Raw genomic sequence first — 24,741 nt, forward strand, 5'->3', positions numbered from 1 at the left:
AACTTTGCGTTAAATAAAACGCTTAATAATAAAATCAACTTTGACACGCTTAGCTTGCCCCAGCAGTTTTTTAACCGCTGGCGGGTAATCGTCCATGGTTTCTAAATCTTCGGCACCGTTTAAACGACGACAGTGTTGTAATATCTCGGCTCTTTCATTGTCGATTGCTGGCATGAGACTTTGCTCAGGATCTTCTAATAAAATGCCATTTTCGATATCTAATCCCCAGGCACGAGGATTTAAATTATGGCCACTCAATAAATGATATTTACGATCAGCACAAATACCTTTCAAATGAAATGAGTTACTTTCATGCTGCCACAAATACACATTTAAATTACCGTTAATAATATGGCGCTTTTGCGATTTTAAAAATTTATGCAAAATCGTTTCATACAAGTATGGCAAAGCACCTATTTTACTAAATGGTTCACTTGGTGGCAGGTAAAAATCATTCGCCGTTTTATCGCCTACTACGATTGTTACTTGCTTGCCCTGTTTTAGTAAGCGGCGCAAGGAACGCATTAACGGTGCAGGAAAATTAAAGTATGGGGTATACAGCACTAACTCTTGCTCGGTGGCATCAAATAAGGATTTGATCACACGATTAAGCTCGTTATTACGTCGTCCCAGTCCTAAAAATAGTCGCACGCCAAGTGCTTGCTCATTTTGCTCCACACTGTGAGCGTAGTTAGCTTGCTTTAATGAACGCATCAATTGTTTTTGTGCGATTTTAATATCATTAAACTTTGTTAAAGGCCGCACATCAATGCGTGGAACGGCTTCAGAACTCAACAATTCATGTTCAATAAAGTCAATCACAGAATCACATAGTGAGGCCTGCTCGACTAAAAAATAGCGATCTAACCGGTAGCGCTCTTGATACTGCAAATACACATTATTTAAACTCGCACCGCTGTAAAGCAGCGTATCATCAATTACAAAACCTTTTAAATGCAGCACCCCAAAAAGTTCTTTTGCTTTTACTGGTACGCCAAAAATTTGTACATTTGATTGATATTTTTCTTGATATTCACAATATAAACTGGCGTTACCATCTGACTTTGCCGCACCAATTAAACCGCGTTGGGCACGATGAAAGTCAACCAACACTTTTACATCTAATGCGGGGTTTGCTAATGAAGCCTGATGTAACGCTGCTAACACTTCACGCCCTGCTTCATCATCTTGCAGATAAAGTGTCGTAATATAAATACGTGTTTTTGCCTGCGCAATCAGTGCTAGTAAATGCGTGCGATATTCTTGTGCATTGGTTAAGACGTTAACGTCTTTTGAAGTCAACCCGTACGCGGGTTTTTCCTGCCAAAATAACATAATTGCCTATTCACTTAGGTCACCCTTAATCAGGGTCACAAATCAAAATTAGTTAAAACATATCAAAAAAACACAGCTTGGTCATGAATTAACGTCGCATGCTGAGTTAATACTGAATTAATAGCTCAGATATCATACAAATCGTACACTTATCATGATTCTAGTACACAATATTTGACAGCTTTGTGATTTAGAAAAAAAAATAATCGCCGCTTTTATTTACTTCCCTCTTGTTTCTCTTAAAATCGAGCGCATTAATACGCTATTAAACGTTTAGGATATAAAAACATGAGTGAAGTAAAACATTGTAAGTTGCTAATTTTAGGATCTGGACCTGCGGGTTACACTGCAGCAGTTTACGCAGCACGCGCAAATTTAAACCCGGTATTGATCACCGGTATGCAACAAGGCGGTCAACTTACAACAACGACTGAAGTTGAAAACTGGCCGGGCGATGCTCACGGTTTAACAGGTCCAGCATTAATGGATCGTATGAAAGAGCATGCCGAGCGTTTTGAAACTGAAATTGTCTTTGATCACATACACACTGTTGATGTATCTAAGCGCCCTTTCACGCTAACTGGCGACCAAGGTACTTACACGTGTGATGCGCTGATCATTGCAACGGGTGCATCTGCTAAGTACTTGGGCCTAGAGTCTGAAACTAACTTCCAAGGCCGTGGTGTGTCAGCATGTGCAACCTGTGATGGTTTTTTCTATAAAGGTCAAAAAGTTGCGGTTGTTGGCGGTGGTAATACCGCGGTTGAAGAAGCGCTTTATTTATCGAACATTGCTGATGAAGTACATGTAATTCACCGTCGTGATAGCTTCCGCAGTGAAAAAATCTTAGCCGATCGCCTCGCTGAAAAAGCAGCAAACGGTAACGTAGTCATGCATTATAACCGTACGCTTGATGAAGTACTGGGCGACCAAATGGGTGTTACCGGTGTTCGTATCAAGGATGCAAACTCAGAAGCCACTGAAGAAATTGATTTAGCGGGCGTATTTATTGCAATTGGTCATAAACCAAATACTGATATGTTTGTTGGCCAACTTGAAATGAAAGATGGCTACTTAGTGGTTGAGTCAGGCCTAAACGGCAATGCAACACAAACAAGTGTACCAGGTGTTTTTGCTGCAGGTGATGTGTCTGATCATATCTACCGTCAAGCAATCACTTCTGCTGGTACTGGCTGTATGGCAGCACTTGATGCTGAGCGTTTCTTAGATAACCTATAAGTTTACACAACATATAGTAAGGGCTGAATTTTCAGCCCTTTTTTTTGGCCAAAAATTATAAAGGCTCATCCAACACCGAAAAGTACTCATTGCAGTCGCATCAACATTCACCACACTTATACTCGGAATCAATCATATTTATACAATTAATGGCTTAGGTGCGATAGGATCTAAGTCCGAGCAATGAATATCGTCAAAGTATAGTAAGTAAAACTAGCTATAATTATAGTTAGGCAGAAAAGCTTTATTCATTTAGGCATTACTAGAGACTGTAAAATCAGTTAAAATGCTTAACTTCATATCAAGTAAAATACCGAGAGTTTTCTATGAGTTTGTATACAAAATATATGGAAGAAATCCAAACCCGTAAAACGGAGCTTGGATTAAACCCACAACCAATCGATAGCGCTGAACTAGTATCAGAAATCATTAATCAAATTAAAGATACTAATAACGAGCACCGTAAAGATTCACTGCATTTCTTTATCTTTAATACATTACCAGGAACAACCAGTGCTGCGGGCGTTAAAGCACAGTTTCTAAAAGAAATTATTTTGGGTGAAGAGCAAGTTGCAGAGATCACTCCAGAATTCGCATTTGAACTGCTTTCACACATGAAAGGCGGCCCGTCAATTGAAATGCTAATTGATTTAGTATTTGCTGATGACGCAGCAATCGCAGCACAAGCGGCTGAAGTACTTAAGACTCAAGTATTCTTATACGATGCAGATATGGCGCGCATAAAAGCGGCATACGAAGCAGGCAATGCTATTGCTAAAGAGTTACTAGAGAGTTTCGCACAAGCTGAATTCTTCACAAAATTACCTGACATCGAAGAAAAAATCGATGTAGTAACCTATATTGCCGGTGAAGGCGACATCTCAACTGATTTACTATCTCCAGGTAACCAAGCACATTCACGTGCTGACCGTGAACTACACGGTAAATGCATGATCACTGAAGAAGCACAGCAAGAAATTGTTGCGCTTCAAAAGAAACACCCTAACGCTAAAGTAATGCTTATTGCTGAAAAAGGCACGATGGGCGTTGGTTCATCTCGTATGTCTGGTGTGAATAACGTAGCACTTTGGGCTGGTAAACAAGCAAGTCCATACGTTCCTTTCATCAACATTGCACCTGTTGTTGCAGGTACCAATGGTATTGCGCCAATCTTCTTAACAACGGTTGATGTAACTGGCGGTATTGGTCTTGACCTTAAAAACTGGGTTAAAAAAGTAGACGCAAACGGCAATACAGTGACTGATGACAATGGTGATGCAGTGCTTGAAGAAGCGTACTCTGTCGCTACAGGTACTGTGTTAACAATCAATACTAAAGAGAAAAAGCTTTATAACGGTGATAAAGAACTTGTTGATATTTCATCAGCATTCACACCTCAAAAAGTTGAATTCATGAGAGCCGGTGGTTCTTACGCTGTTGTATTCGGTAAAAAACTACAAACGTTTGCTGCTGAAACACTCGGCATTGAAACTCCACTTGTGTATGCACCTTCAAAAGAAATTTCACATGAAGGCCAAGGCTTAACAGCGGTTGAAAAAATCTTTAACCGTAATGCAGTAGGTGTACTATCAGATACGCCACTTCATGCAGGCTCAAATGTTCGCGTTAAAGTGAACATCGTTGGTTCGCAAGATACAACGGGTCCAATGACAGCACAAGAATTAGAAGCCATGGCTGCTTCAACGATTTCACCACTTGTTGATGGTGCATATCAGTCTGGTTGTCACACTGCATCAGTATGGGATAGCAAAGCACAAGCAAATATTCCAAAACTAATGGCGTTCATGAATAAGTTTGGTTTGATCACAGCACGTGACCCGAAAGGCGTTTATCATGCAATGACTGACGTTATTCACAAAGTATTGAACGACATTACTATTGATGACCGCGCAATCATCATCGGTGGTGACTCGCATACACGTATGTCTAAAGGTGTTGCCTTTGGTGCCGACTCGGGTACGGTTGCTGTTGCACTTGCAACGGGTGAATCAGCGATGCCAATTCCTGATTCAGTTAAAGTGACGTTTAAAGGCAAAATGGCTAAGCACATGGATTTCCGCGACGTTGTACATGCAACGCAAGCGCAAATGCTTAAGCAATTTGGTGGCGAAAACGTGTTCCAAGGTCGTATCATTGAAGTGCATATTGGTACTCTTATGGCTGACCAAGCGTTTACCTTCACTGACTGGACTGCAGAGATGAAAGCGAAAGCGTCAATCTGTATTTCAAATGATGAAACGTTAATTAAGTCAATTGAACTTGCTAAGTCACGTATCCAAATCATGATCAACAAAGGTATGGAAAACGAAGCACAAACGCTACAAGGTCTAATCGACTTAGCCGACAAGCGTATTGCAGGTATTCAATCTGGTGAAGAGCCAGCACTTTCTCCAGACGACAACGCTAAATACCACGCAGAAGTTGTGGTTGATTTAGACCAAATCGTTGAGCCAATGATTGCCGATCCAGATGTAAATAACGATGATGTTTCTAAGCGTTATACTCACGATGTGATCCGCCCTGTTTCTTTTTACAACGACAAACCTGTTGATTTAGCTTTTGTTGGTTCGTGTATGGTGCACAAAGGCGATATGAAAATTATTGCTCACATGCTACGTAACCTTGAGAAGAAAAACGGTTCTATCTCATTCAAAGCGCCATTGGTCGTTGCGCCACCAACATATAACATTGTTGATGAGCTTAAAGCGGAAGGCGATTGGGATATCCTTGCTAAATACGCAGGTTTTGAATTTGACGATGCAAAACCAAAAACGGCTGCACGTACTAAGTATGAAAATATCTTATACCTAGAACGCCCTGGTTGTAACCTATGTATGGGTAACCAAGAAAAAGCTGAACCTGGTGACACTGTTATCGCAACGTCAACACGTCTGTTCCAAGGCCGTGTAGTAGCTGATACATCTGAGAAAAAAGGTGAGTCACTACTGGGTTCAACGCCAGTTGTAGTACTTTCTTCTGTTCTTGGTCGTTTCCCGACTATCGAAGAGTATAAGTCTGCAGTTGAAGGTATTGACCTTACATCGTTTGTACCTGTTGAAGAAGCGATGACAACTAAGTTCAACGCAGGTCAAGCAGTACCCGTAAAAGTGGTTAGCTAATTCGATTAGTTAATGGTTCAATTAAGCGCGTTTTTTAACGCGCTTTTTTATGCCTACAATTTGCCTATCAGAAGTAAGCCCTGTACGAGGCTATGGATAACACAATAATTTGTGGTTTGTGAATTTAAAGCAACAGGTTACACTTTATCTTGATCATTCAGTTATTCAATCGGTGTTATGACTAAACAACTTTATCAACTCGCTAAAAGCCACTTTGCTTTTCCTGATCCCACCCATGCATTAGATGATCCAGATGGTTTACTTGCCATTGGTGGATGCTTATCTGTAACGCGATTAAAAAATGCCTATCGCTACGGTATTTTTCCATGGTTTAGTGAATACGAGCCAATTATGTGGTGGTCGCCAAGTATGCGCGGCATCATTGAACTCGATGAATTTCATATTAGCCGAAGCTTACGCAAGCATCTGAAAAAAAATCCGGTTAAAGTGACTATTAATACCGAATTTACTCAGGTGATTGAAGCCTGTCGCCAACAACGATTAGAAACCGATGGCACCTGGATCACAAAAAAAATGCTCAACGCTTATAAAGATGCACATAAAGCAGGCTTAGCGCATAGTTTAGAAATCTGGTCAGACGACAAACTTGTTGGTGGCTTGTACGGTATTATGCAGCATGGCGTATTTTGCGGCGAATCAATGTTCCATCATCAAGCTAATTGTTCAAAATTAGCCATGTGGGCATTGGTCAATTGGTTGAAACGTCACCATGCGCATTTTATTGACTGTCAGCTTGAGAATCCTTATTTAGTCACTTTAGGTGAAAAAGTGCTACCGCGCTCAGAATTTTTAACTAAACTAAAACAAGCAGAAGAGTTTATTATTCCAACAACAATGTGGCAACCTCAGGAGCTTATCGCTATTTATGACTGAACACTTACCTGCTCGTTTAGGTTTAAGCCAACAATTTGATTGTAGCTACCTAGCCGATCGCCAAGAGCAATTATTAGTCATTTTGGATCCAAGTTGTTATACCCCGGGCAAATTTGAGCAATTACTGGCCCTCGGTTTTCGCCGTAGTGGTGACCAAATTTACCGACCACACTGCCCTGTTTGCAGCGCATGTAAGTCTGTGCGTGTATTAGCTAAGGCATTTTTACCGACAAAATCACAAAAACGTAAACTTAATAAAGCAAAAAATGCCTTTTGCGTGAAATACTCAGACCAACAACGCCCTGAATACTTTCCGTTATACAGTAAATACATTACCGAGCGTCACCAAGACGGTTCTATGTACCCACCAGAACAAAGTCAGTTTAACAGCTTTATATTTTGTCACTGGTTACCAATTACTTTTATTGAATTATGGGACCAAGAGAAACTGGTTGCAGTGGCGGTAACTGATTGTATGCACAACGCTGTTTCTGCTATTTACACTTTTTTTGATCCTGATTATGAGCACTTCAGTGTGGGCACAATTATGATTTTAGAGCAGCTCAAATTCGCCAAACAATACGATAAAGAATTTGTCTATTTAGGTTATCAAATTGATGAATGTGCAAAAATGCGTTACAAAACCCAATTTTTACCTGCCCAAAATAGGGTTGCAGACCAGTGGCTGGCTATTTAATTTACAAAAATGCCTACTGCGGCTTTACTTATTGGTGTATTTTCGGCAGAATCTGCATCGTTTAACTATTAAAGAGGTGTTACGCTAAACATGGCGAAAGAAGACGTAATCGAAATGCAAGGGACGGTCCTTGATACTTTACCAAATACAATGTTCCGAGTTGAGCTTGAAAATGGTCACGTAGTTGTGGCTCACATTTCAGGTAAAATGCGTAAAAACTATATCCGCATTTTAACCGGCGATAAAGTTACCGTAGAAATGACCCCATACGATTTATCAAAAGGTCGCATCGTATTCCGTGCTCGCTAAGTTAGTGCGTTAACGAAATATCAAGTTTTTAGCTAAGTTGTCTGAGTAACTTAGTTACTTTCTACATTAGCTTGAAGCGTTTATTAAATGTAATTGATAGCTAAACTAACAATTACATTTAATAAACAAAAAGCCCAGCAATTGCTGGGCTTTTTGTTTTCTATTTAACGCTGTAATTATGCAGGTGTTAAATTCGTTTCATAATCAAAACGCAATTTTTTATCTTTGATAGACACTTTCACTGTGCCACCGTCGATAAGTTGCCCAAATAAGATCTCGTTTGCCAGCGGCTTTTTCAATTGCTCTTGGATCACGCGGCCCATTGGACGTGCGCCCATAGCTTTATCGTAGCCTTTATCTGCCAACCATTCCCGCGCTTTATTAGTAAGCTCAAGATTAACTGACTTTTTATCCAGCTGCGCTTGTAACTCAACAATAAATTTATCAACAACCAGTAAAGTTACATCACGATCAAGGTGGTTAAACCAAATGATGTTATCTAGGCGGTTTCTAAATTCTGGCGAAAATACTTTATTGATTTCGCTCATCGCATCATGAGAATGATCTTGATCAGTAAAGCCTATTGATTTACGTACTGTTTCTTGTACGCCCGCATTGGTAGTCATCACCACCACAACGTTTCTAAAGTCAGCTTTACGGCCGTTATTATCGGTCAGCGTGCCATGATCCATCACTTGCAGTAAGATATTGTAAATATCTGAGTGAGCTTTCTCAATCTCATCCAGTAAGACAACCGAATGTGGATTTTTAATCACAGCCTCAGTTAACAAACCACCTTGTTCAAAACCAACGTAGCCTGGAGGCGCACCAATTAAACGGCTTACCGCGTGGCGCTCAACATACTCAGACATATCAAAACGGATAAACTCAACACCCATACATTTTGCAAGCTGTTTAGTTACCTCCGTTTTACCTACACCCGTTGGTCCTGCAAACAAGAACGAACCGACTGGTTTATCTTCATTTGATAAGCCTGAACGTGATAAGCGAATGGCCGAGGTTAGTGCATCGATTGATTGATCTTGGCCAAATACCAACATCTTCAAGTTACGATCAAGATTTTTAAGAGTCTCTTTATCGCTTGATGACACACTTTGCTGCGGAATACGCGCCATTTTTGCCACGATCAATTCGATATCTGCCACACCAATGGTTTTTTTGCGTTTAGAGATCGGTTGTAATCGTTGGCTAGCACCCGCTTCATCAATAACATCAATGGCTTTATCAGGTAAGTGACGCTCATTAATGTACTTAGCACTGAGCTCTGCCGCCGCTTTTAACGCTTTTTGCGTATAGCGAATGCCATGATGCTCTTCGTAACGTTCTTTTAAACCATTAAGTATTTTAGTGGTATCAGCGACACTTGGTTCAAGTACATCAATTTTCTGAAAACGACGCACTAACGCACGGTCTTTTTCAAAGATATTTTTATACTCATTATAGGTAGTTGAGCCCATACAACGTAACTTACCGCTCGAAAGCAGTGGTTTAAGCAGGTTAGATGCGTCCATAACGCCACCAGAGGCTGCGCCGGCACCAATTATGGTATGGATCTCATCAATAAACAAAATAGCGCCTGGTTTCGCCTGAAGCTCTTTTAGTAATGCTTTAAAGCGCTTTTCAAAATCACCGCGGTATTTAGTACCTGCAAGTAATGCCCCCATATCTAACGAGTACACCACAGCATCGGCAATCACTTCGGGTACTTGTTCATGCACTATGCGATACGCTAGACCTTCAGCAATAGCGGTTTTACCTACCCCAGCTTCGCCAACTAATAACGGATTATTCTTTTTACGACGACACAGTACTTGCACCGTGCGTTCTACTTCACTATCACGGCCCACCAATGGGTCGATATTCCCTTCACGGGCGAGTACATTCAAATTAGACGTGAAGTTTTCTAATTTACTTGGCTCTTCGCCTTGAACGGCTTGTACTTCTTCATGGATGTCATCAGCATCTTCACCGCCCATGTCATCGTCTGCTTTAGAGATACCATGAGATATAAAGTTCACAATATCTAGTCGCGAAATATCAGCTTTTTTCAGCAAGTAAACCGCTTGGCTTTCTTGTTCTGAAAAAATGGCAACCAGCACATTGACGCCTGTTACTTCGTTTTTACCCGATGATTGCACATGAAATACTGCGCGTTGCAATACCCGCTGAAAACCAAGTGTTGGTTGAGTTTCACGTTCTTCTTCTAAGTCAGGAATGACTGGAGTGGTCTCATTAATAAACTCTGATAGCTCAGCTTTTAATGCTGCCATATCAATCCCGCAGGCGTGTAGCGCTTCTCCAGCCGATGGATTATCAAGTAGGGCAAGTAATAGGTGCTCTACAGTCATAAATTCATGGCGACGTGTACGCGCTTCGCGAAACGCCGCGTTTAAAGTTAGTTCTAAATCTTTGTTTAGCATTAGCAACCCCTTACTGAGATAATATTTTTATACCGTTGTGATGGGTATTTTGATCACCCTACCTTGGTATTATTCCTGCTCACAACTACATAGCAGTGGATGCTCGTTATCTCGTGCATAACGGTTAACTTGTTCAACTTTGGTATACGCTACATCTGCGGTATAAACACCGCAAATTGCGCGACCATTTTGATGAACTTGCAGCATCACATCTGTTGCTCTATCGCTATCCATATTAAAAAACGTCGTTAGTACTTCTATCACAAAGTCCATTGGCGTGTAATCATCATTATTTAAAATGACTTTGTATTTTCGCGGTGGTTGCAGTTTTTGCTTCTCACTATCGCGAACCGTATCTAAAACACCTGAATCTTTCATGCCACTCATAATTAAATATAGTCTTGTCTTTGGAACTCAAGCAAACTTGAATAAAAAATAAATTAAATGTTAAAAAAATAGTTTAAAACACTTGACTGATCGGCGAAATAAACTACAGTCAGTTGTAGATTGATTAAACCTTAGTCAGTCTATCAAACTATACGGTTTAGAATAACTAAATTAGTCAACTTATAGAAGGATGTAGAAGTATGGCTTGTGGTAAAGTCAAATGGTTCAATAATGCCAAAGGTTTTGGTTTCATCGTAGAAGACGGCTGCGAGAATGATATATTCGCCCATTACTCAACGATTGTAATGGACGGTTATAAAACACTTAAAGCTGGTCAAGATGTAACATTCGAATTGCAGCAAGGCCCTAAAGGCATGCATGCGACTAATATAGCGCCTAACGAAGAGTTAGTGTAGTTGTTTAGACGTTCGACTAAAGCGAGCGACCTGTAAAGATCCTCGCTTAATTCCTCTAAATTTATTTAATCCCAACTAAATTGTACATTCAGATTCAAAGCTGGCATTTTTAATCTATTAGAAATTAAACGTACAGAATGAACAAAAACTGTCCTTCCTCTTGAAATTCTTTTTTAATACCCCCATGTTATACCCAAACCACCTCAAGATGCAGAATCCAGCGTTTCACAGGGGCTTAATATCAAGGCGTTACTTTGCAACAATGGCAGTCCCTTTTAAGAAGTAACAACGATGAGAGTAAGTGCCTGTGAAACGCCCAACGGGTTGGTTTAAAAGCGATTTATACTGCGTTATTGATTTTAACAATAGAACCACTATTATTTGCAATCAATGCCTTGCCTAAATCGCTTTTAATTCCAACTGAAACTCGCATCTTGAGATGGTTTGGGTATATATTTGTTATTAGCCCTTTGTTGCCAAGCTTGTTACACTCTTAGGTGCTTAAAAGCAGCCTCAAAAGGCCCTTTAAACACTAATAATTAGGCTAATGGCTAATTTACTTAGTTTATAAATAACATAAAATTAAATACAGTTCGTCAGGTGTGATTATTTAATCAACAGTATTAACACCTAACTGACTGATCATTGTCACGTCGTGCACGCATGATGGCGATGATATTTCTTTGCATTGTTGAATATGGCTCTTACGCCTACTATCTAGGAATGATGATGACATCAAAAATTATCTACACTAAAACAGACGAAGCTCCGGCACTAGCAACATACTCTTTGCTGCCGATCATCCAAGCATACACTAATGCCGCAGGCGTTGAAGTTGAAACACGTGACATCTCTTTAGCAGGTCGTGTTATTGCTAACTTCTCTGAGTATTTAACTGAAGAACAACGTATTGGTGATGCGCTTGCTGAATTAGGCGAGCTGGCTAAAAAACCTGAAGCAAACATCATTAAATTACCAAATATCAGTGCATCAGTTCCACAATTACGTGCTGTTATCAAAGAATTACAAGCAAAAGGTTACGCACTGCCAGACTACCCTGCTGAACCTAAAACAGATGAAGAAAAAGCAATTCAAGCAACTTACGACAAAATCAAAGGTAGTGCTGTAAACCCAGTATTACGTGAAGGTAACTCTGATCGTCGTGCTCCTGGCTCTGTAAAAGAATATGCACGTAACAACCCACATTCAATGGGTGCATGGAGCAAAGATTCTGCTTCAAATGTTGCGAGCATGAGCGAAGGCGATTTCTTTGGCTCTGAGCAATCAGTAACACTCGATACTGCTACTGATGTACGTATTGAGCACGTTGCTGAAAATGGCGACGTATCTGTTCTTAAAGCAAGCACGCCATTACTTGCTGGTGAAGTGATTGACGCATCTTCAATCAGTATTACGAAACTACAAGCTTTCTTAGCGGCTGAAATCGATGCTGCAAAAGAAAAAGGCATTCTGTTTTCATTACATATGAAAGCAACCATGATGAAAGTATCTGATCCAATCATCTTTGGTCATGCGGTAAAGGTATTCTATAAAGACGTTTTTGCTAAGCACGGCGCTTTATTTGCTGAGCTAGGTGTTGATGTTAATAATGGCCTTGGTGATGTTTACGCTAAAATCCAAACATTAGACGATGCTAAACGCGCTGAAATCGAAGCTGATATTGACGCTGTATACGCTACACGCCCTGCAATTGCGATGGTTGATTCTGATCGTGGTATCACTAACTTACACGTACCAAGTGATGTGATTATCGATGCGTCTATGCCTGCTGCAATTCGTTCAAGCGGTCAAATGTGGAACAGTGAAGGTAAATTACAAGATACTAGCTTTGTCATTCCTGATCGTTGTTACTCTGGTGTTTATCAAGCAACAATTGATTTCTGTAAAGAACACGGTGCATTTGATCCAACCACTATGGGTAGCGTTCCTAACGTTGGCCTAATGGCACAAAAAGCTGAAGAATATGGTTCACACGACAAAACCTTTGAAGCACCAGCAAACGGTGTGATCCGTGTTGTTGATAGTGCTGACAACGTATTGCTACAACACACTGTTGAGCAAGGCGATGTATGGCGCATGTGCCAAGTTAAAGATGCACCAATCCAAGATTGGGTTAAATTAGCTGTAAACCGTGCACGCGCTACCGGTAACCCTGCTATTTTCTGGCTTGACGAAAACCGTGCGCACGATGCACAGTTAATCAAAAAAGTTAACGCATACTTGCCAGACCACGATACATCTGGCCTTGATATTCAAATACTTGCACCACTTGAAGCAACCCTATTCTCTCTTGCACGCATTAAAGATGGCCTAGATACTATTTCAGTAACAGGTAACGTATTACGTGATTACCTAACTGATTTATTCCCAATTCTTGAGCTTGGTACGAGTGCAAAAATGCTTTCAATCGTACCACTTATGAATGGCGGCGGTTTATTTGAAACTGGCGCGGGTGGTTCAGCACCGAAGCACGTTCAACAATTCGAAAAAGAAAACCACTTACGTTGGGATTCGTTAGGTGAGTTTTTAGCACTTGCGGCATCACTTGAGCACCTAGCTGTCAATACTGGTAACAACAAAGCACAAGTGCTAGCTGATACACTTGATAAAGCAACAGGTACTTTCCTTGCTGAAAACAAATCACCGTCTCGTAAAGTGAAAGAAATTGATAACCGTGGTTCTCACTTCTTCCTATCTTTATTCTGGGCGCAAGAGCTTGCCAAGCAAAACGATGACAGTGAACTTAAAGCACAGTTCACACAAATCGCCAGTGATTTAGAAACCAACAAAGAACAAATCGTTAACGAACTTAACGATGCACAAGGCCCAGCTGTAAACATCGGTGGTTATTTCCAACCAAATGATGATGCAGCATTTAAAGCAATGCGCCCTAGCACAACATTTAACGATATCTTAGCTAAACTAGTATAAGTATCGATTTAAATTTAAAAGGCGCTCACTGTTAAAGTGAGCGCCTTTTTTGTGGTTTTTAAATAATGTTTTATTTTTCACTGATACAAAAAGCAAAAAGGCCGCAAATGCAGCCTTTAAATTGTTCAAGTTACTAAGCTGAACGTAGTTACTTAGTATATGCGCGAGGCATATCTGAGTCAGTAGTATAACGCTTACGGAGTTTATCTTGGCGTGCTTCAGTTGAAACTTCTTCGCCGTTAATAAACATTTTAGTTACGTGACTAGTAAAATCAAATGGGTCATCGTTCCACATCACTAAGTCAGCAGCTTTACCTACCGCCACACTACCGGCATTAATTCCAAATACATCAGCAATATTCGCTGTTATCGCTTTTAATGCACCCGCTTGTGTCATGCCATAAGAAACCGCATTACCCGCGTCAAAACGCAATTGATAAACATTGTGACTGGCATCGCCTGCGATCGACAACAACACCTTTACGCCTGCTTTTTCGAGTTTGCCTGCATTATCTAAACTCGCATGTAGCGAATCAAAACTGCCTGGCAAGCTCTCCATAGAACTTACAATGACTGGAACATTTGCTTGCGCTAATTGCTCTTTTACAACCACGGCATCTTGTGCGCCTGCAATCACTAAATTAAGTGAAAACTGTTGTTTTACTTTGATTAGCTCAATAATATCTGCGGCGCGAGAAGCCGTTACTAATAGTGGCATTTCACCCGCTAATACTTTATCGAGCACTTTATCTTCAGTGCTTGGTACAGCATCGTCTTTTTTATCTTTTTTGCTGGCTTTTTGTTGATGTGCTGCTAACTTATCAATCAAGTTTTTCAGCGACATTGCGCGCGAGCCTTTGCTTTTCTCACCTAAATTAACTACCAGCGCGACTTGCGTTTGCTTAACACTGTCAAACTCACCGCTTAAATCAACTACGCTGGCAAGGCCTGCAAAAATACTTTCTCCGCCATGTGGGGTGATCACATCACGGGTGATGCCACCTTTACGTGCATACGGGATCAAGCTTGAGTGAGCATTAAATGCTAGGCTTGGATCAAAATCGATCCCCGCTTTATCATCGCCAGCATCGCGAGAGCCAGCAACAGCGCCCACTTCAACTAGACCTAACTGATTCATGCTGCCAATAAAGCCAGCTGTAACAATTTGCCCTTTGGCATCAATAATCGTATCAGCTTCGACTGTTGCAGGATTAATAGCAATAATTTTGCCTTCATCCATGATGATGCTAGCGCCTTGTAAAATACCTTGCTCAGTTGAGGTATGAACAGTGGCGTTGATGATCGCGACTGATTGGGCGTTCACCGCAGTACTTGCTAACAAACCAGCAGCAACTAGCGAGAGTGAAAATGAATGTGTTAATTTTGTCATCCTAGTTACTCCTTATTTTTGACCTAACATAAAATCGCTTTGTGCTTGGAATGTATCATCGTAGCGATCATACACTTTCGCACCATCAACAAATACTTGCTCAGCTTTAGCATAAACACTAAACGGACTTTGATTCCAAATTACCACATCAGCCTGTTTGCCAGCTTCGAGTGAACCGGTTTTATCAGCTATACCTAGCGATTTTGCAGCATTCGAAGTGATCCATTTAATTGCGTGCTGTTCTGAAATATTAAACCCATTATCGTTAGCGCGGTACATTACTTTACCGGCTTCTTGATTCAAGCGCTGGATAGTGGTGTCAGAGTCTGAATGAACAACAGCACAAGAATTTTTAACCGCATCAACAATCGCTACGTTCTCTTGTACCATGTCGTAAGCTTCCATTTTAAAGCCCCACCAATCAGGCCAAAGCGCAGCACATGAGCCGTTATCTGCAAGTAAATCAGCAATTTTGTATGCTTCAATACCGTGATGGAAAGTACCCGCGTGATAACCAAACTCTTTTGAAAGGTCAATCATCATTGCCATTTCTTCTGCTTTGTAACAATGATTGTGGATCCTAACTTCGCCTTCTAATACACCACGCAATGTATCGTATTTAATATCACGATGCGGCACCTCTGGATTTTTACCTGCTGCATAATCAGCATCGTATTTATCCCACGCGCGTTTATATTCAGCGGCGCCTATCCAAGCCTCACGATAACCGGCCATATTGCCCATTCGTGTTGATGGTAATACCCCTTTACGCCCGTAAACACGCTTAGGGTTTTCACCACAGGCCATTTTTAAACCATACGGTGCGTCAGGGAACTTCATACCCTGCATCGTGTGCGATGGAACATTTTTTAAAGTAACCCCACGACCACCAAATAAATTAGCTGAGCCGGGTAAAATTTGTAATGCGGTAATACCGCCTTCACGCGCGCGGTTAAAGCCAGGGTCTTGCGGCCAAATTGAATGCTCAACCCACACTTCGGCAGTATTTGGGCTGGTCATTTCATTGCCGTCCTGATGAGATTCAACAGAAGGGCTTGGGTATGCTCCTAAATGTGAATGTACATCAATAAGCCCAGGTGTAACCCATTTACCTTGTGCATCAATAGTCAAATCAGCTTGTGCAGTTAGATCTTTACCGACTTGTTGCACTTTTCCGTCAACAAGTAATACATCGGCTTCTTCTAAACGCTCACCTGTACCTGTTAGTACTGTTGCATTGGTGATAAGCGTCGTGGTTGATTTAAGTACCTTATAGGTACTTGGATATGGATTTTTATTGATTGTTACTTTGTCGTCTTGTGGGCCGTTGTCTTGGCAGCCGGCAATCGCCACACCAAGTGCAACAACCAACAATGAAGGAGCAAATTTTTGCATCATATTAGTCTCTGTTGTTGTTTTTTTGTTACTTTATATAAACACACAACATAAAGCTAAAAAATCAGCTAGAGCTGCATTTATATAAGATGAATGTTATTTCTTAATATAATTGTTATACAGTTGCTCAAGTGCAGCTTCTGTTGTCAAACTTGGATCTTTACTAATAAAGTGCTTAACAGTTCGAGTTACGAAGTCTGAATTTTGTTTATGCAATTTTGAAAAATCCTTAATTAGGCAATCGCCATCTTTAGCGGCAGTCACTTTATCGTGACGATGACGATACTGACTCAAGGCTTTATTAAAATCACCTTGGTAGTCTTCTACTAAAATTTTATAAAAATCACTTTTTTGTACTTTTAATTCGCTAATACAATAATTTAAAGCTTCTTTAAAATCAGTAAAAATGGCGCCTTCGACATCAAACTCAGCCGTTTTTTCTCGCACTGTGACCTTGGCTTCTTCGGTTGCATAACTAAAACCACTAAACGCCAAGCGCTCTGCGGCTTCTTTTCCTAACGCCATACCCGCTTTAATGCTATGTGCAAACTCATCACTCATATCGCTAAGTTCATTCTCATGCCACATATTATAAACCCGCAGTGGTTTAGCATATTTGGCACCGAGTTTGTTTTTTAACTTAGTAAAGCGTTCATCAATCGTCATTAAGCGCTCGTTATGCAATATTGCATAGCATTCATAGCACGCTGGAATACTAATAAACTCAGCTTCTTCACCTAAATCAATAATGCTTTGTAGCATATGCAATGGCGGGCAATGATCGCGCTCAGTCGCTTCACAGCCACAATAAAAGCAACGGTTAAAATTATGCTGTTCACAGGCGTATGCTTGCTGATAATAACTCGCCAATGTTTTACTCACAGAGTCTCCTAATAGACAGGTATTTGATAATCAAGACGATCATAACAGGGTTGAAAAATATGTCAGTAATGCTGCACAACAAAGTGCAATGACTCTAAAGTAAATAGCATGTAAAACCTATGAAAGCAGATTGAAAAACAACCAAAAGCAATAAAAAAAGTGAAAAATAATTTGTTTGAAACATGTCAAAAAACACACATTAAATCATTTACTATCAGATAGTTAGTTATTATAAAACACATCCACACACGGTGTTACATCTTGTCGATTTTCATTTACAGCTTTATTTAAAAATAAAGCTAATATTTAACTCGTCAACAAGCAGACATACCAAACCACTGGAGAATGATGATGAATACTTTAACAACTACACTTTGTACAACGTTACTTTTAAGCTCAGCAGCACTTACTACAACCAATACTGAAGCAGCACAATTTGTTGCAGCTGATAATAGCCCTGGCACTCAAATTTGTATGGCTGTGAGCTCCAATAAACGTTTGCAACTTTATGCAACAATGAAAGACTTACGTATTAGCAAAACAACCGTAACCAATAAACTACGTTGTAACAACTTGAGTATCGCAAAATTTGCGGGAACTTACGGTTTTAATAAAACGGCAAAGTATCTAAACCTTGAAACGACAACGGGTACCTCAATTCAAGATTTAGCAAAACTAGACCAACAAACAATTATGGTTGTTGCCGGTTCTAAGTAGTATGGCTAAGCAATATCAAATTTAAGCAGGCGAGTCGTTGGCCTGCTTAAAATTAATTTATATAATTGCAGCAATCAGGCCAAACAAACCACCGAATACCCCGCCCCATACAACTAACCAGCCTAAATGCTCACGGATCATAGTTTGTATAATATCTTTGACCATTTTTGGTGTCAGCTCGTCTAAACGCTCATCAACTAAGCCAGAAACCGTGTTAAACAACGAATCACTTGCGAGTCCTGATTGCGTTAATTTTTCATTCACCAAGCTTTTAAACTCATCGGTTTCGCTCATATTAAGTAATGAACCACGCATTTTGTCAATAAATGCTTCGCGCATCGGCTCAACCGCGGCACTACCACCAAACATCGCTAACATGCTACCAAATTGGGAGTGCTCAATAACGTCAAGTAAGCTATCAAAAGCAGGATTTAAATCGACTTCATTGATCACTGGCTGTAGATCAACATTGATATTTTTGTTGCCTAACAATTGAGATATTTTTTGCTCTGAAAAGAACTCGGTTAAAATAAGATTTTTAATCGCCACTTTAAACCCTGCAAACTTCAGCTGGATCACGCCCGACCCATATAACAAAGGTACTTTTTCAAATAACATATGCACTGCGAGTAAATTAGTCACTGCGCCTGAGAGTGCAAATAAGCCGATTGACAGTACAATTGCTTGGTCAAATAGAAAACCCGCCACCACTAAAATCCCGGCAATTACATTGGTAATAAGGCTTTTATTCATCATTCTCTCCACTTGGTTGTTGCATAAATCTAAGCGCGCGCTTACAAAATATTAATTTTACTCTCAAGAGTTTGTTTATTTAACTACTTTTTGCCATAGTTTAACTATCTGTATAAAAGGTGAACAATGCTATGTGGAATACGGTTAACGAACAGATAAGCCAAGCTATGCATTTTGACTTTAAACACACTATAAAACGCCAACTGCAAAGCCCTAATAACGATAAATTATTTCAACTCAGTGATGGTATACACCAGTATTTTGTAAAAGTAGCTCATCGTAGTGACTTAGAGCGATTTGAAAACGAAGCCCACAATTTACAACTGCTCACTAAAGAGAGCTTATTTATGGTGCCAGATTGTATCACTACAGGTGCTAATATTGAGTTTTCATTTATCGTTTTAGAATGGCTTGAACTTGACCAACAACCTCATACCAACTGGCATATTATGGGTAGCCACCTTGCAAGCCTGCATCTGAAACATCGCCAAGCCATGTTTGGTTTTGATCAGGATAATTTTATTGGCCCAACAACTCAGCCCAATCGCTGGCATAAAAAATGGAATATATTTTTTGCCGAAGAGCGCATTGGCTGGCAGCTCCAATTACTGCATGAAAAAGGCATTGATCTCGTTGACAAAGATTACTTTGTCGCCCTGATAAAAGACATGCTACATGGTCATACCGTAAAACCATCATTGTTGCATGGCGATTTTTGGCGTGGCAACATGGGATTTATTCAATCAGTACCGAGTGTATTTGATCCGAGCTGCTATTATGGTGATCGGGAAGTTGATATTGCCATGAGCGAGCTGTTTGCTCCTTTACCTGACGCTTTTTACATCGCCTATAACAAGCATTACCCACTAACACAGGGCTATGAGCAACGTAAGTTAATTTACCAGCTTTACCCTATTTTAAATCATGCAAATATCTTTGCCGGCCACTATCTTACTGAAGCTAAACAAAAAATAGAACTACTACTGAAATAAGGTCGTTTTTATTGTCAAATAGATGTCATAAATGAATAAAGCAGACTATATTTAGGTATCGCTTAATGTTGAACAACCCCAGCAATGACAGGCACTAGCGTTCAATTGTGGGGTGCATAACCATTTATCAGCAGCGATAAATAATTACCTTTTATTGCTCTGCTTTGTAAGGTTGAATCATTTATGAAAAACCAACTCTCACAACGGATCTGCTGCCCACATTGTGGCCATCATATTCATATTACCCTTGATGCTAGTGATGGCGATCAAGATTACTTCGAAGATTGCGCAGCATGCTGTAACCCTATCCATTTTAATATGCATATTGACTATGCAAATAGTAAGGTAGAGTTACATATAGACAGCGATGACGAACAAATATTTTAGCCTAGCATTTATATTTGACTACGAAGCCTGCTGCCGTAAGTAGTTTTCGACCGTATTGATGATAGTATAAGTTTGTTGATCAACTTCGATATTTAGCGCATCACCAATTACAGCCTTACCAATATTGGTAATAGCTAATGTCTCTGGGATCAAATGCAGCCAAAAGCCCTGCTCATCGGTTTCACCTACCGTGAGACTAGCGCCATTGACTGATACAAAACCTTTATACATCACATACTTTTGCCATTGACTTGGTAAGCACAACTGTATTTTACAATTATCTTGTGTATGAATAATATTTTCAATCTGGGCGGTGCAGTGAATGTGACCAGATACAATATGCCCACCTAACTCAGTACCAAAAGTCATAGAGCGCTCATAGTTAACGGTACTGCCAGCAATAAGCTTTCCTAAGTTAGTTAACTGTAATGTTTCGTCAATTACATCATAGTGAACCTGAGCAAGCGGTTGATCAGAGATATTTTCTACTTTAACAACCGTTAAACAGCAACCATTAATGGCAACGCTGGCACCTAACTCAAGTTTTGTAACATATTGCTTTGCTACAGCGAGCACTAAACGCATCACACCTTGCTGCTGGTTAGTGGAAATCACCGTCGCTTGTGTTTGCACAATTCCTGTAAACATAAATCAATTCACCTTTTATTACCTAAAGTAGATACTGTTCATATTATTTCACGCTTTGGTTTACCCGATCCACGTTATTATTACTGTAACCAATAACATTGACTCATCGCTATAATTTTTGATTCTGTGCTTTATCGATTACACTATCTGCCTCTTCAGTTTACGTAGTAAGTGATATGACTTTTTGTAGTTGGGAAGCCAAACGGTTAGTTTCTCTGGCAATCCCCGTTTTTTTAGCACAAGTAACCTTAGTTTTAATGTCGGTGGTCGACACCATCATGGCAGGACAAGTGAGTCCTACCGATTTAGCAGCATTGTCAATTGCAACCGGCGTATGGAACCCCGCCATGTTGGCTCTGCAAGGCATATTATTAGCCCTGACTGGCATAATTGCGCAATTTTCCGGCGCTAACGATAAAACCGGCATCAGCCATTACTTTCAACAAGGCTTGTACCTAGCTGGTGTATTGAGTGTTATCGGTTTATCTATTGCCTATTTTGCCGATATTATTATTCTCAAACTCGATACCAGCCCTGCTATCGCCAATATGGCCTATGACTATATTCATTTTGTAAAATGGGGCATTATTGGATTTTTAGTGTTCAGTGTTTATCGTAATATTACCGAAGGCATGGGGATGACAAAGCCGGCTTTTTATATCAGCTTAATTGGTTTAGCCATCAATATCCCAGCCAACTATGTGTTTATTCACGGTATGTTTGGTATGCCAGCACTCGGTGGTGCAGGCTGTGGGATTGCCACCGCATTGGTATTTACTGCAATGGCCATCGCACAAGTTATTTATTGCCAGTTAAGTAAAAAAGTAGATGCCAAAACACTATTAGCAAACTTTCAAGCACCGCAATTACCAACCATGTGGGCAATTACTAAGGTGGGCATACCAATCTCACTTGCTACATTTTTTGAAGTCACTTTATTTGCCTGTATTCCGTTATTTATTGCGCACTTAGGTGCGGTTGCGGTAGCCGGCCATCAGATTGCTGCAAGTGTCACAACCTTGCTGTTTATGATGCCACTGAGTTTATCTATTGCGATCAGTATTCGGATTGGCAATTTATACGGCCAACATCATTTTGAGCAGCTTAAAAAAGCTATTTCAACAAGCTATATTCTAGCCATGATCATTGCCGTTATACTTGCTGCCATCACCTTCTTTGGCCGTGACGTGATCAGTCAACTTTATACAGATGATGCACGTGTTATTGCCTTAGCAACGTCAATCATGATTCTAGCGTGTATTTATCAGCTACCTGATTCCCTACAAGTAGCAGCCAACGGTATATTAAGGGGTTTAAAACACACAGCACCGATTTCGTATATAACCTTTATATCTTACTGGTTGATTGGTTTTTCACTGGGTTTTGTTTTAGCACGCACCGATTTAATAGTGCCAGCAATGGGCCCGCATGGTTTTTGGGTAGGTATCATCGTCGGCTTAAGTGTAGCCGCAGTGCTATTAATGCTCACTGTCGCGAATAGATTCAAACATGAACCACTTAAAAGCGCTTAAAAAATCGCACCAACAAGGTAACCAAACGTCGCAGTTTGGTTACCTTTGTAGTTTACTGTGCTGTTTACTGCTACTTTGTGCATGCACAGATAAACCCGCTGATGTGTATTTAGAATATCAGCAGCGCCTCGCGAATGCGTTAGATAAGCCAACTCCTGATACAGCAAAACTTACCAATGTTGCGCTATCAGCTGCTAGCAACAACAAACCAACAAATGCACAACAGTTGAGCATATTGCAACTGGCACAACTTTCACACTGTAAACTCAATACCCTTATTGCTGAACATAATAGTCAACTAGGAAAACTCGCCTCTCCTGCTAGCCAGTTAATATACCAGCTTCAATTTATTCAATTTGCACCACAGTGCTTAGATAGTCTAGAACCTGATTCAAAAAGTTATCAAGCCATAAGTAACGAATTACATAATAAAAAACAACAGTTATTAGATCAGTTCAAGCAGCTACTTTATAAAGACCCAGAACTAAAACGCACATGGCAGCTAACCGGCTATACACTTGATACAAACTTAGCCGGCCTTGTAGAAACCGAACTTGCGCTGCAAAGCCTAGTGAATTTAAAACAGCAAATAATACAGCAGCAATATGCACAAATAGACTCTCAAGCGCTCTACCCGCTACTGGCGCAATTACGCCAGTTTAACTTCAATCAAGCTTTAATAAGCGCAGTACGCCAACAAACACAGCTAAATAATAGTACTAGTAACTTTTTAGCGAATATTGAGCTAAGCACACTATGCAACCCGCTAAAAAATAAACGCCAAGCACAGATCCTCAGCAACGTATTCAAGAAATATTACTTGCAGCAGTTACAACCCTATCAGGCTCAACTATCAGGTGCTTTAGAGCGCCTAATGCCGTTGTATCAAGCATTATGGCAAGACTCCAGCCCAACACAACCGCAACTAACGGCATTACTAAGCCCAACACAGCCAAATAATATACTCACAGCATTTAAAGACTCCACCAAAACACACGTTATTTGGTGGCAAAAATTTTATAAAACGTGTGAAATCAGCCCAATATGAATAAAAAAACGGCAAACGAACTAAAAAAAGCGTTTCTCGCTTGATTCACTTCAGCGCACGCTATATATTAGCGACCGTTGTTAAGCAATTAGCAAAACTTAAATTTATGATACGACCGTAGCTCAGTTGGTTAGAGCACTACCTTGACATGGTAGGGGTCGGTGGTTCGAATCCACTCGGTCGTACCAAATTTAAGGAAATTTTAAATAAAAGTACTATCGTAAGAAAAAGCACTACCCACTCTTGATCACCCGGTCCGGAGGCCAGTAGTTCGAATCCACTCGGTCGTACCAAATTTAAGTAAAAGTCCCATTCAAATATATTGTACGACTGTAGCTCAGTTGGTTAGAGCACTACCTTGACATGGTAGGGGTCGGTGGTTCGAATCCACTCAGTCGTACCAATTCATAAATAGAAATTATATCAAGAAAAAGCACTACCTACTCTTAATCACCCGGTCCACAGGTCGCTGGTTCGAATCCACTCAGTCGTACCAATCTTAATCACTAAAATCCTCAATTCGTAAACCTTAGCTCAGTTGATTAGCGCACTACCTACTCTTGATCACCCGGTCCAAAGGTCAGCGGTTCGAACCCACTCAGTCGTACCAATTCACGTAAAAAATCATCCTAACCTACTTTATAAATCTTAAGTAAACTACAACTCAGCTGGTTAGAGCACTACCCACTCTTGATCACCCGGTCCAAAGGTCAGCGGTTCGAATCCACTCAGTCGTACCAATTCAAGTAAAAAAATCATCCTAACCTGCTTTATAAATCTTAAGTAAACTACAACTCAGCTGGTTAGAGCACTACCTACTCTTGATCACCCGGTCCAAAGGTCAGCGGTTCGAATCCACTCAGTCGTACCAATCTTAATCACTAATATCCTCAATTCGTAAACCTTAGCTCAGTTGATTAGCGCACTACCTACTCTTGATCACCCGGTCCAAGGATCAGTAGTTCGACTCTATTATACCAATCTGCCAAATTATGTGATCTAATTAGCACACTGATACTTATCTACTTTTACTAAATTGAACTTAGAAAAATCCAAGCAACTTTTTAGCTTTATCACGTAAAGAGCCTAATGCGAGAAAGCGAATACGCCTGCTTGCTGTTTCATTATTCTTTGAGGGTGAAAACAGAACGAATATTGCTAAGCGGCTAAATACAGCGCGCGGCAGT

General features: G+C 40.4%; 20 protein-coding genes and 2 tRNA genes. 14 read left to right on the forward strand and 8 right to left on the reverse strand.

Going from position 1 to position 24,741, the window contains the following annotated elements:
* Positions 1-9 precede the first annotated feature (9 nt).
* On the reverse strand, positions 10-1,335 hold the full coding sequence (gene pssA / locus H5201_RS15470) for a CDP-diacylglycerol--serine O-phosphatidyltransferase (protein ID WP_149982341.1): 1,326 nt from the start codon (positions 1,333-1,335) through the stop codon (positions 10-12).
* Between the two features lie 288 nt (positions 1,336-1,623).
* On the opposite strand from pssA, the gene trxB reads away from it, so the two are divergent.
* The 5 genes from trxB to infA all read left to right on the forward strand — a co-directional run bounded on the left by trxB (position 1,624) and on the right by infA (position 7,614).
* Positions 1,624-2,574, forward strand: a complete 951-nt coding sequence (gene trxB / locus H5201_RS15475) for a thioredoxin-disulfide reductase (RefSeq protein WP_138562378.1) — start codon at positions 1,624-1,626, stop codon at positions 2,572-2,574.
* A gap of 326 nt (positions 2,575-2,900) precedes the next feature.
* Entirely contained in the window at positions 2,901-5,714 is a 2,814-nt protein-coding gene (locus tag H5201_RS15480) for a bifunctional aconitate hydratase 2/2-methylisocitrate dehydratase (protein ID WP_182785038.1), read from the forward strand.
* 177 nt (positions 5,715-5,891) lie between these two features.
* Entirely contained in the window at positions 5,892-6,608 is a 717-nt protein-coding gene (gene aat / locus H5201_RS15485; RefSeq protein ID WP_145233076.1) for a leucyl/phenylalanyl-tRNA--protein transferase, read from the forward strand.
* Positions 6,601-7,305 carry an arginyltransferase gene (locus H5201_RS15490; protein ID WP_182717359.1) on the forward strand — a complete coding sequence of 235 codons (705 nt, stop codon included), beginning with the start codon at positions 6,601-6,603 and terminating at the stop codon, positions 7,303-7,305. The genes aat and H5201_RS15490 overlap by 8 nt, the downstream gene beginning before the upstream one ends.
* 90 nt (positions 7,306-7,395) lie before the next feature.
* Complete coding sequence (infA, locus tag H5201_RS15495) at positions 7,396-7,614, forward strand: translation initiation factor IF-1 (RefSeq protein WP_002962494.1); 219 nt, start codon at positions 7,396-7,398, stop codon at positions 7,612-7,614.
* 176 nt (positions 7,615-7,790) lie between these two features.
* On the opposite strand, the gene clpA is transcribed toward infA, so the two are convergent.
* Entirely contained in the window at positions 7,791-10,055 is a 2,265-nt protein-coding gene (gene clpA / locus H5201_RS15500) for an ATP-dependent Clp protease ATP-binding subunit ClpA (protein WP_145233074.1), read from the reverse strand.
* 69 nt (positions 10,056-10,124) lie between these two features.
* On the reverse strand, positions 10,125-10,433 hold the full coding sequence (gene clpS, locus H5201_RS15505) for an ATP-dependent Clp protease adapter ClpS (RefSeq protein ID WP_179959204.1): 309 nt from the start codon (positions 10,431-10,433) through the stop codon (positions 10,125-10,127).
* Between the two features lie 209 nt (positions 10,434-10,642).
* On the opposite strand from clpS, the gene cspD reads away from it, so the two are divergent.
* Both cspD and H5201_RS15515 read left to right on the forward strand, forming a co-directional pair.
* Positions 10,643-10,858, forward strand: a complete 216-nt coding sequence (gene cspD, locus H5201_RS15510; RefSeq protein WP_054204685.1) for a cold shock domain-containing protein CspD — start codon at positions 10,643-10,645, stop codon at positions 10,856-10,858.
* 729 nt (positions 10,859-11,587) lie between these two features.
* Positions 11,588-13,810 (forward strand): NADP-dependent isocitrate dehydrogenase, encoded by a 2,223-nt coding sequence (locus H5201_RS15515; RefSeq protein WP_145233392.1) that lies wholly within the window; start codon positions 11,588-11,590, stop codon positions 13,808-13,810.
* A gap of 148 nt (positions 13,811-13,958) precedes the next feature.
* On the opposite strand, the gene H5201_RS15520 is transcribed toward H5201_RS15515, so the two are convergent.
* The 3 genes from H5201_RS15520 to H5201_RS15530 all read right to left on the reverse strand — a co-directional run bounded on the left by H5201_RS15520 (position 13,959) and on the right by H5201_RS15530 (position 17,477).
* Positions 13,959-15,200 carry an amidohydrolase family protein gene (locus tag H5201_RS15520; protein ID WP_182767554.1) on the reverse strand — a complete coding sequence of 414 codons (1,242 nt, stop codon included), beginning with the start codon at positions 15,198-15,200 and terminating at the stop codon, positions 13,959-13,961.
* 12 nt (positions 15,201-15,212) lie between these two features.
* Positions 15,213-16,595: an amidohydrolase gene (locus H5201_RS15525; RefSeq protein ID WP_182739777.1), complete on the reverse strand. Its 1,383-nt coding sequence runs from the start codon at positions 16,593-16,595 to the stop codon at positions 15,213-15,215.
* A gap of 96 nt (positions 16,596-16,691) precedes the next feature.
* Complete coding sequence (locus H5201_RS15530; protein WP_145233071.1) at positions 16,692-17,477, reverse strand: hypothetical protein; 786 nt, start codon at positions 17,475-17,477, stop codon at positions 16,692-16,694.
* 351 nt (positions 17,478-17,828) lie between these two features.
* Between H5201_RS15530 and H5201_RS15535 the strand changes: the two genes are divergently transcribed.
* Complete coding sequence (locus tag H5201_RS15535) at positions 17,829-18,194, forward strand: DUF3718 domain-containing protein (RefSeq protein ID WP_149982345.1); 366 nt, start codon at positions 17,829-17,831, stop codon at positions 18,192-18,194.
* Between the two features lie 57 nt (positions 18,195-18,251).
* Here the strand turns inward: H5201_RS15535 and H5201_RS15540 are convergent, their stop codons facing one another.
* Positions 18,252-18,947 carry a DUF445 domain-containing protein gene (locus H5201_RS15540; RefSeq protein WP_182717355.1) on the reverse strand — a complete coding sequence of 232 codons (696 nt, stop codon included), beginning with the start codon at positions 18,945-18,947 and terminating at the stop codon, positions 18,252-18,254.
* Between the two features lie 131 nt (positions 18,948-19,078).
* On the opposite strand from H5201_RS15540, the gene H5201_RS15545 reads away from it, so the two are divergent.
* Together H5201_RS15545 and H5201_RS15550 are read left to right on the forward strand one after the other, a co-directional pair.
* Positions 19,079-19,939 carry a fructosamine kinase family protein gene (locus H5201_RS15545; protein WP_182739765.1) on the forward strand — a complete coding sequence of 287 codons (861 nt, stop codon included), beginning with the start codon at positions 19,079-19,081 and terminating at the stop codon, positions 19,937-19,939.
* Positions 19,940-20,122: 183 nt separating this feature from the next.
* Positions 20,123-20,326: a CPXCG motif-containing cysteine-rich protein gene (locus H5201_RS15550; RefSeq protein WP_145233067.1), complete on the forward strand. Its 204-nt coding sequence runs from the start codon at positions 20,123-20,125 to the stop codon at positions 20,324-20,326.
* An 18-nt stretch (positions 20,327-20,344) separates the two neighbouring features.
* Here H5201_RS15550 and H5201_RS15555 read toward each other — a convergent pair whose 3' ends face one another.
* Complete coding sequence (locus tag H5201_RS15555) at positions 20,345-20,974, reverse strand: riboflavin synthase subunit alpha (RefSeq protein WP_182785039.1); 630 nt, start codon at positions 20,972-20,974, stop codon at positions 20,345-20,347.
* Positions 20,975-21,150: 176 nt separating this feature from the next.
* On the opposite strand from H5201_RS15555, the gene H5201_RS15560 reads away from it, so the two are divergent.
* From H5201_RS15560 to H5201_RS15575, 4 genes are all read left to right on the forward strand, one after another.
* A complete protein-coding gene (locus H5201_RS15560; RefSeq protein WP_149982349.1) occupies positions 21,151-22,506 on the forward strand; it encodes an MATE family efflux transporter in 1,356 nt (451 codons plus the stop codon).
* Positions 22,484-23,554, forward strand: a complete 1,071-nt coding sequence (locus tag H5201_RS15565) for a DUF3080 family protein (RefSeq protein ID WP_182785040.1) — start codon at positions 22,484-22,486, stop codon at positions 23,552-23,554. Before H5201_RS15560 ends, H5201_RS15565 begins: the two co-directional genes overlap by 23 nt.
* A gap of 111 nt (positions 23,555-23,665) precedes the next feature.
* A tRNA-Val gene (locus H5201_RS15570) sits at positions 23,666-23,742 on the forward strand.
* 138 nt (positions 23,743-23,880) lie between these two features.
* A tRNA-Val gene (locus tag H5201_RS15575) sits at positions 23,881-23,957 on the forward strand.
* Positions 23,958-24,741 lie beyond the last annotated feature (784 nt).

It is taken from the genome of Pseudoalteromonas sp. SG43-6 (assembly GCF_014164365.1).
GTDB lineage: Bacteria > Pseudomonadota > Gammaproteobacteria > Enterobacterales > Alteromonadaceae > Pseudoalteromonas > Pseudoalteromonas rhizosphaerae.

Bases quoted from the DNA above. Each gene is read 5' to 3' on its own strand.
- H5201_RS15490 (WP_182717359.1), top strand. From the start codon at position 6,601: ATGACTGAACACTTACCTGCTCGTTTAGGTTTAAGCCAACAATTTGAT.
- H5201_RS15565 (WP_182785040.1), top strand. From the start codon at position 22,484: ATGAACCACTTAAAAGCGCTTAAAAAATCGCACCAACAAGGTAACCAA.
- H5201_RS15535 (WP_149982345.1), top strand. From the start codon at position 17,829: ATGAATACTTTAACAACTACACTTTGTACAACGTTACTTTTAAGCTCA.
- clpA (WP_145233074.1), bottom strand. From the start codon at position 10,055: ATGCTAAACAAAGATTTAGAACTAACTTTAAACGCGGCGTTTCGCGAA.
- H5201_RS15560 (WP_149982349.1), top strand. From the start codon at position 21,151: ATGACTTTTTGTAGTTGGGAAGCCAAACGGTTAGTTTCTCTGGCAATC.
- clpS (WP_179959204.1), bottom strand. From the start codon at position 10,433: ATGAAAGATTCAGGTGTTTTAGATACGGTTCGCGATAGTGAGAAGCAA.
- H5201_RS15515 (WP_145233392.1), top strand. From the start codon at position 11,588: ATGACATCAAAAATTATCTACACTAAAACAGACGAAGCTCCGGCACTA.
- H5201_RS15525 (WP_182739777.1), bottom strand. From the start codon at position 16,595: ATGCAAAAATTTGCTCCTTCATTGTTGGTTGTTGCACTTGGTGTGGCG.
- trxB (WP_138562378.1), top strand. From the start codon at position 1,624: ATGAGTGAAGTAAAACATTGTAAGTTGCTAATTTTAGGATCTGGACCT.
- H5201_RS15520 (WP_182767554.1), bottom strand. From the start codon at position 15,200: ATGACAAAATTAACACATTCATTTTCACTCTCGCTAGTTGCTGCTGGT.
- infA (WP_002962494.1), top strand. From the start codon at position 7,396: ATGGCGAAAGAAGACGTAATCGAAATGCAAGGGACGGTCCTTGATACT.
- H5201_RS15550 (WP_145233067.1), top strand. From the start codon at position 20,123: ATGAAAAACCAACTCTCACAACGGATCTGCTGCCCACATTGTGGCCAT.
- aat (WP_145233076.1), top strand. From the start codon at position 5,892: ATGACTAAACAACTTTATCAACTCGCTAAAAGCCACTTTGCTTTTCCT.
- cspD (WP_054204685.1), top strand. From the start codon at position 10,643: ATGGCTTGTGGTAAAGTCAAATGGTTCAATAATGCCAAAGGTTTTGGT.
- H5201_RS15540 (WP_182717355.1), bottom strand. From the start codon at position 18,947: ATGAATAAAAGCCTTATTACCAATGTAATTGCCGGGATTTTAGTGGTG.
- H5201_RS15555 (WP_182785039.1), bottom strand. From the start codon at position 20,974: ATGTTTACAGGAATTGTGCAAACACAAGCGACGGTGATTTCCACTAAC.
- pssA (WP_149982341.1), bottom strand. From the start codon at position 1,335: ATGTTATTTTGGCAGGAAAAACCCGCGTACGGGTTGACTTCAAAAGAC.
- H5201_RS15545 (WP_182739765.1), top strand. From the start codon at position 19,079: ATGTGGAATACGGTTAACGAACAGATAAGCCAAGCTATGCATTTTGAC.
- H5201_RS15480 (WP_182785038.1), top strand. From the start codon at position 2,901: ATGAGTTTGTATACAAAATATATGGAAGAAATCCAAACCCGTAAAACG.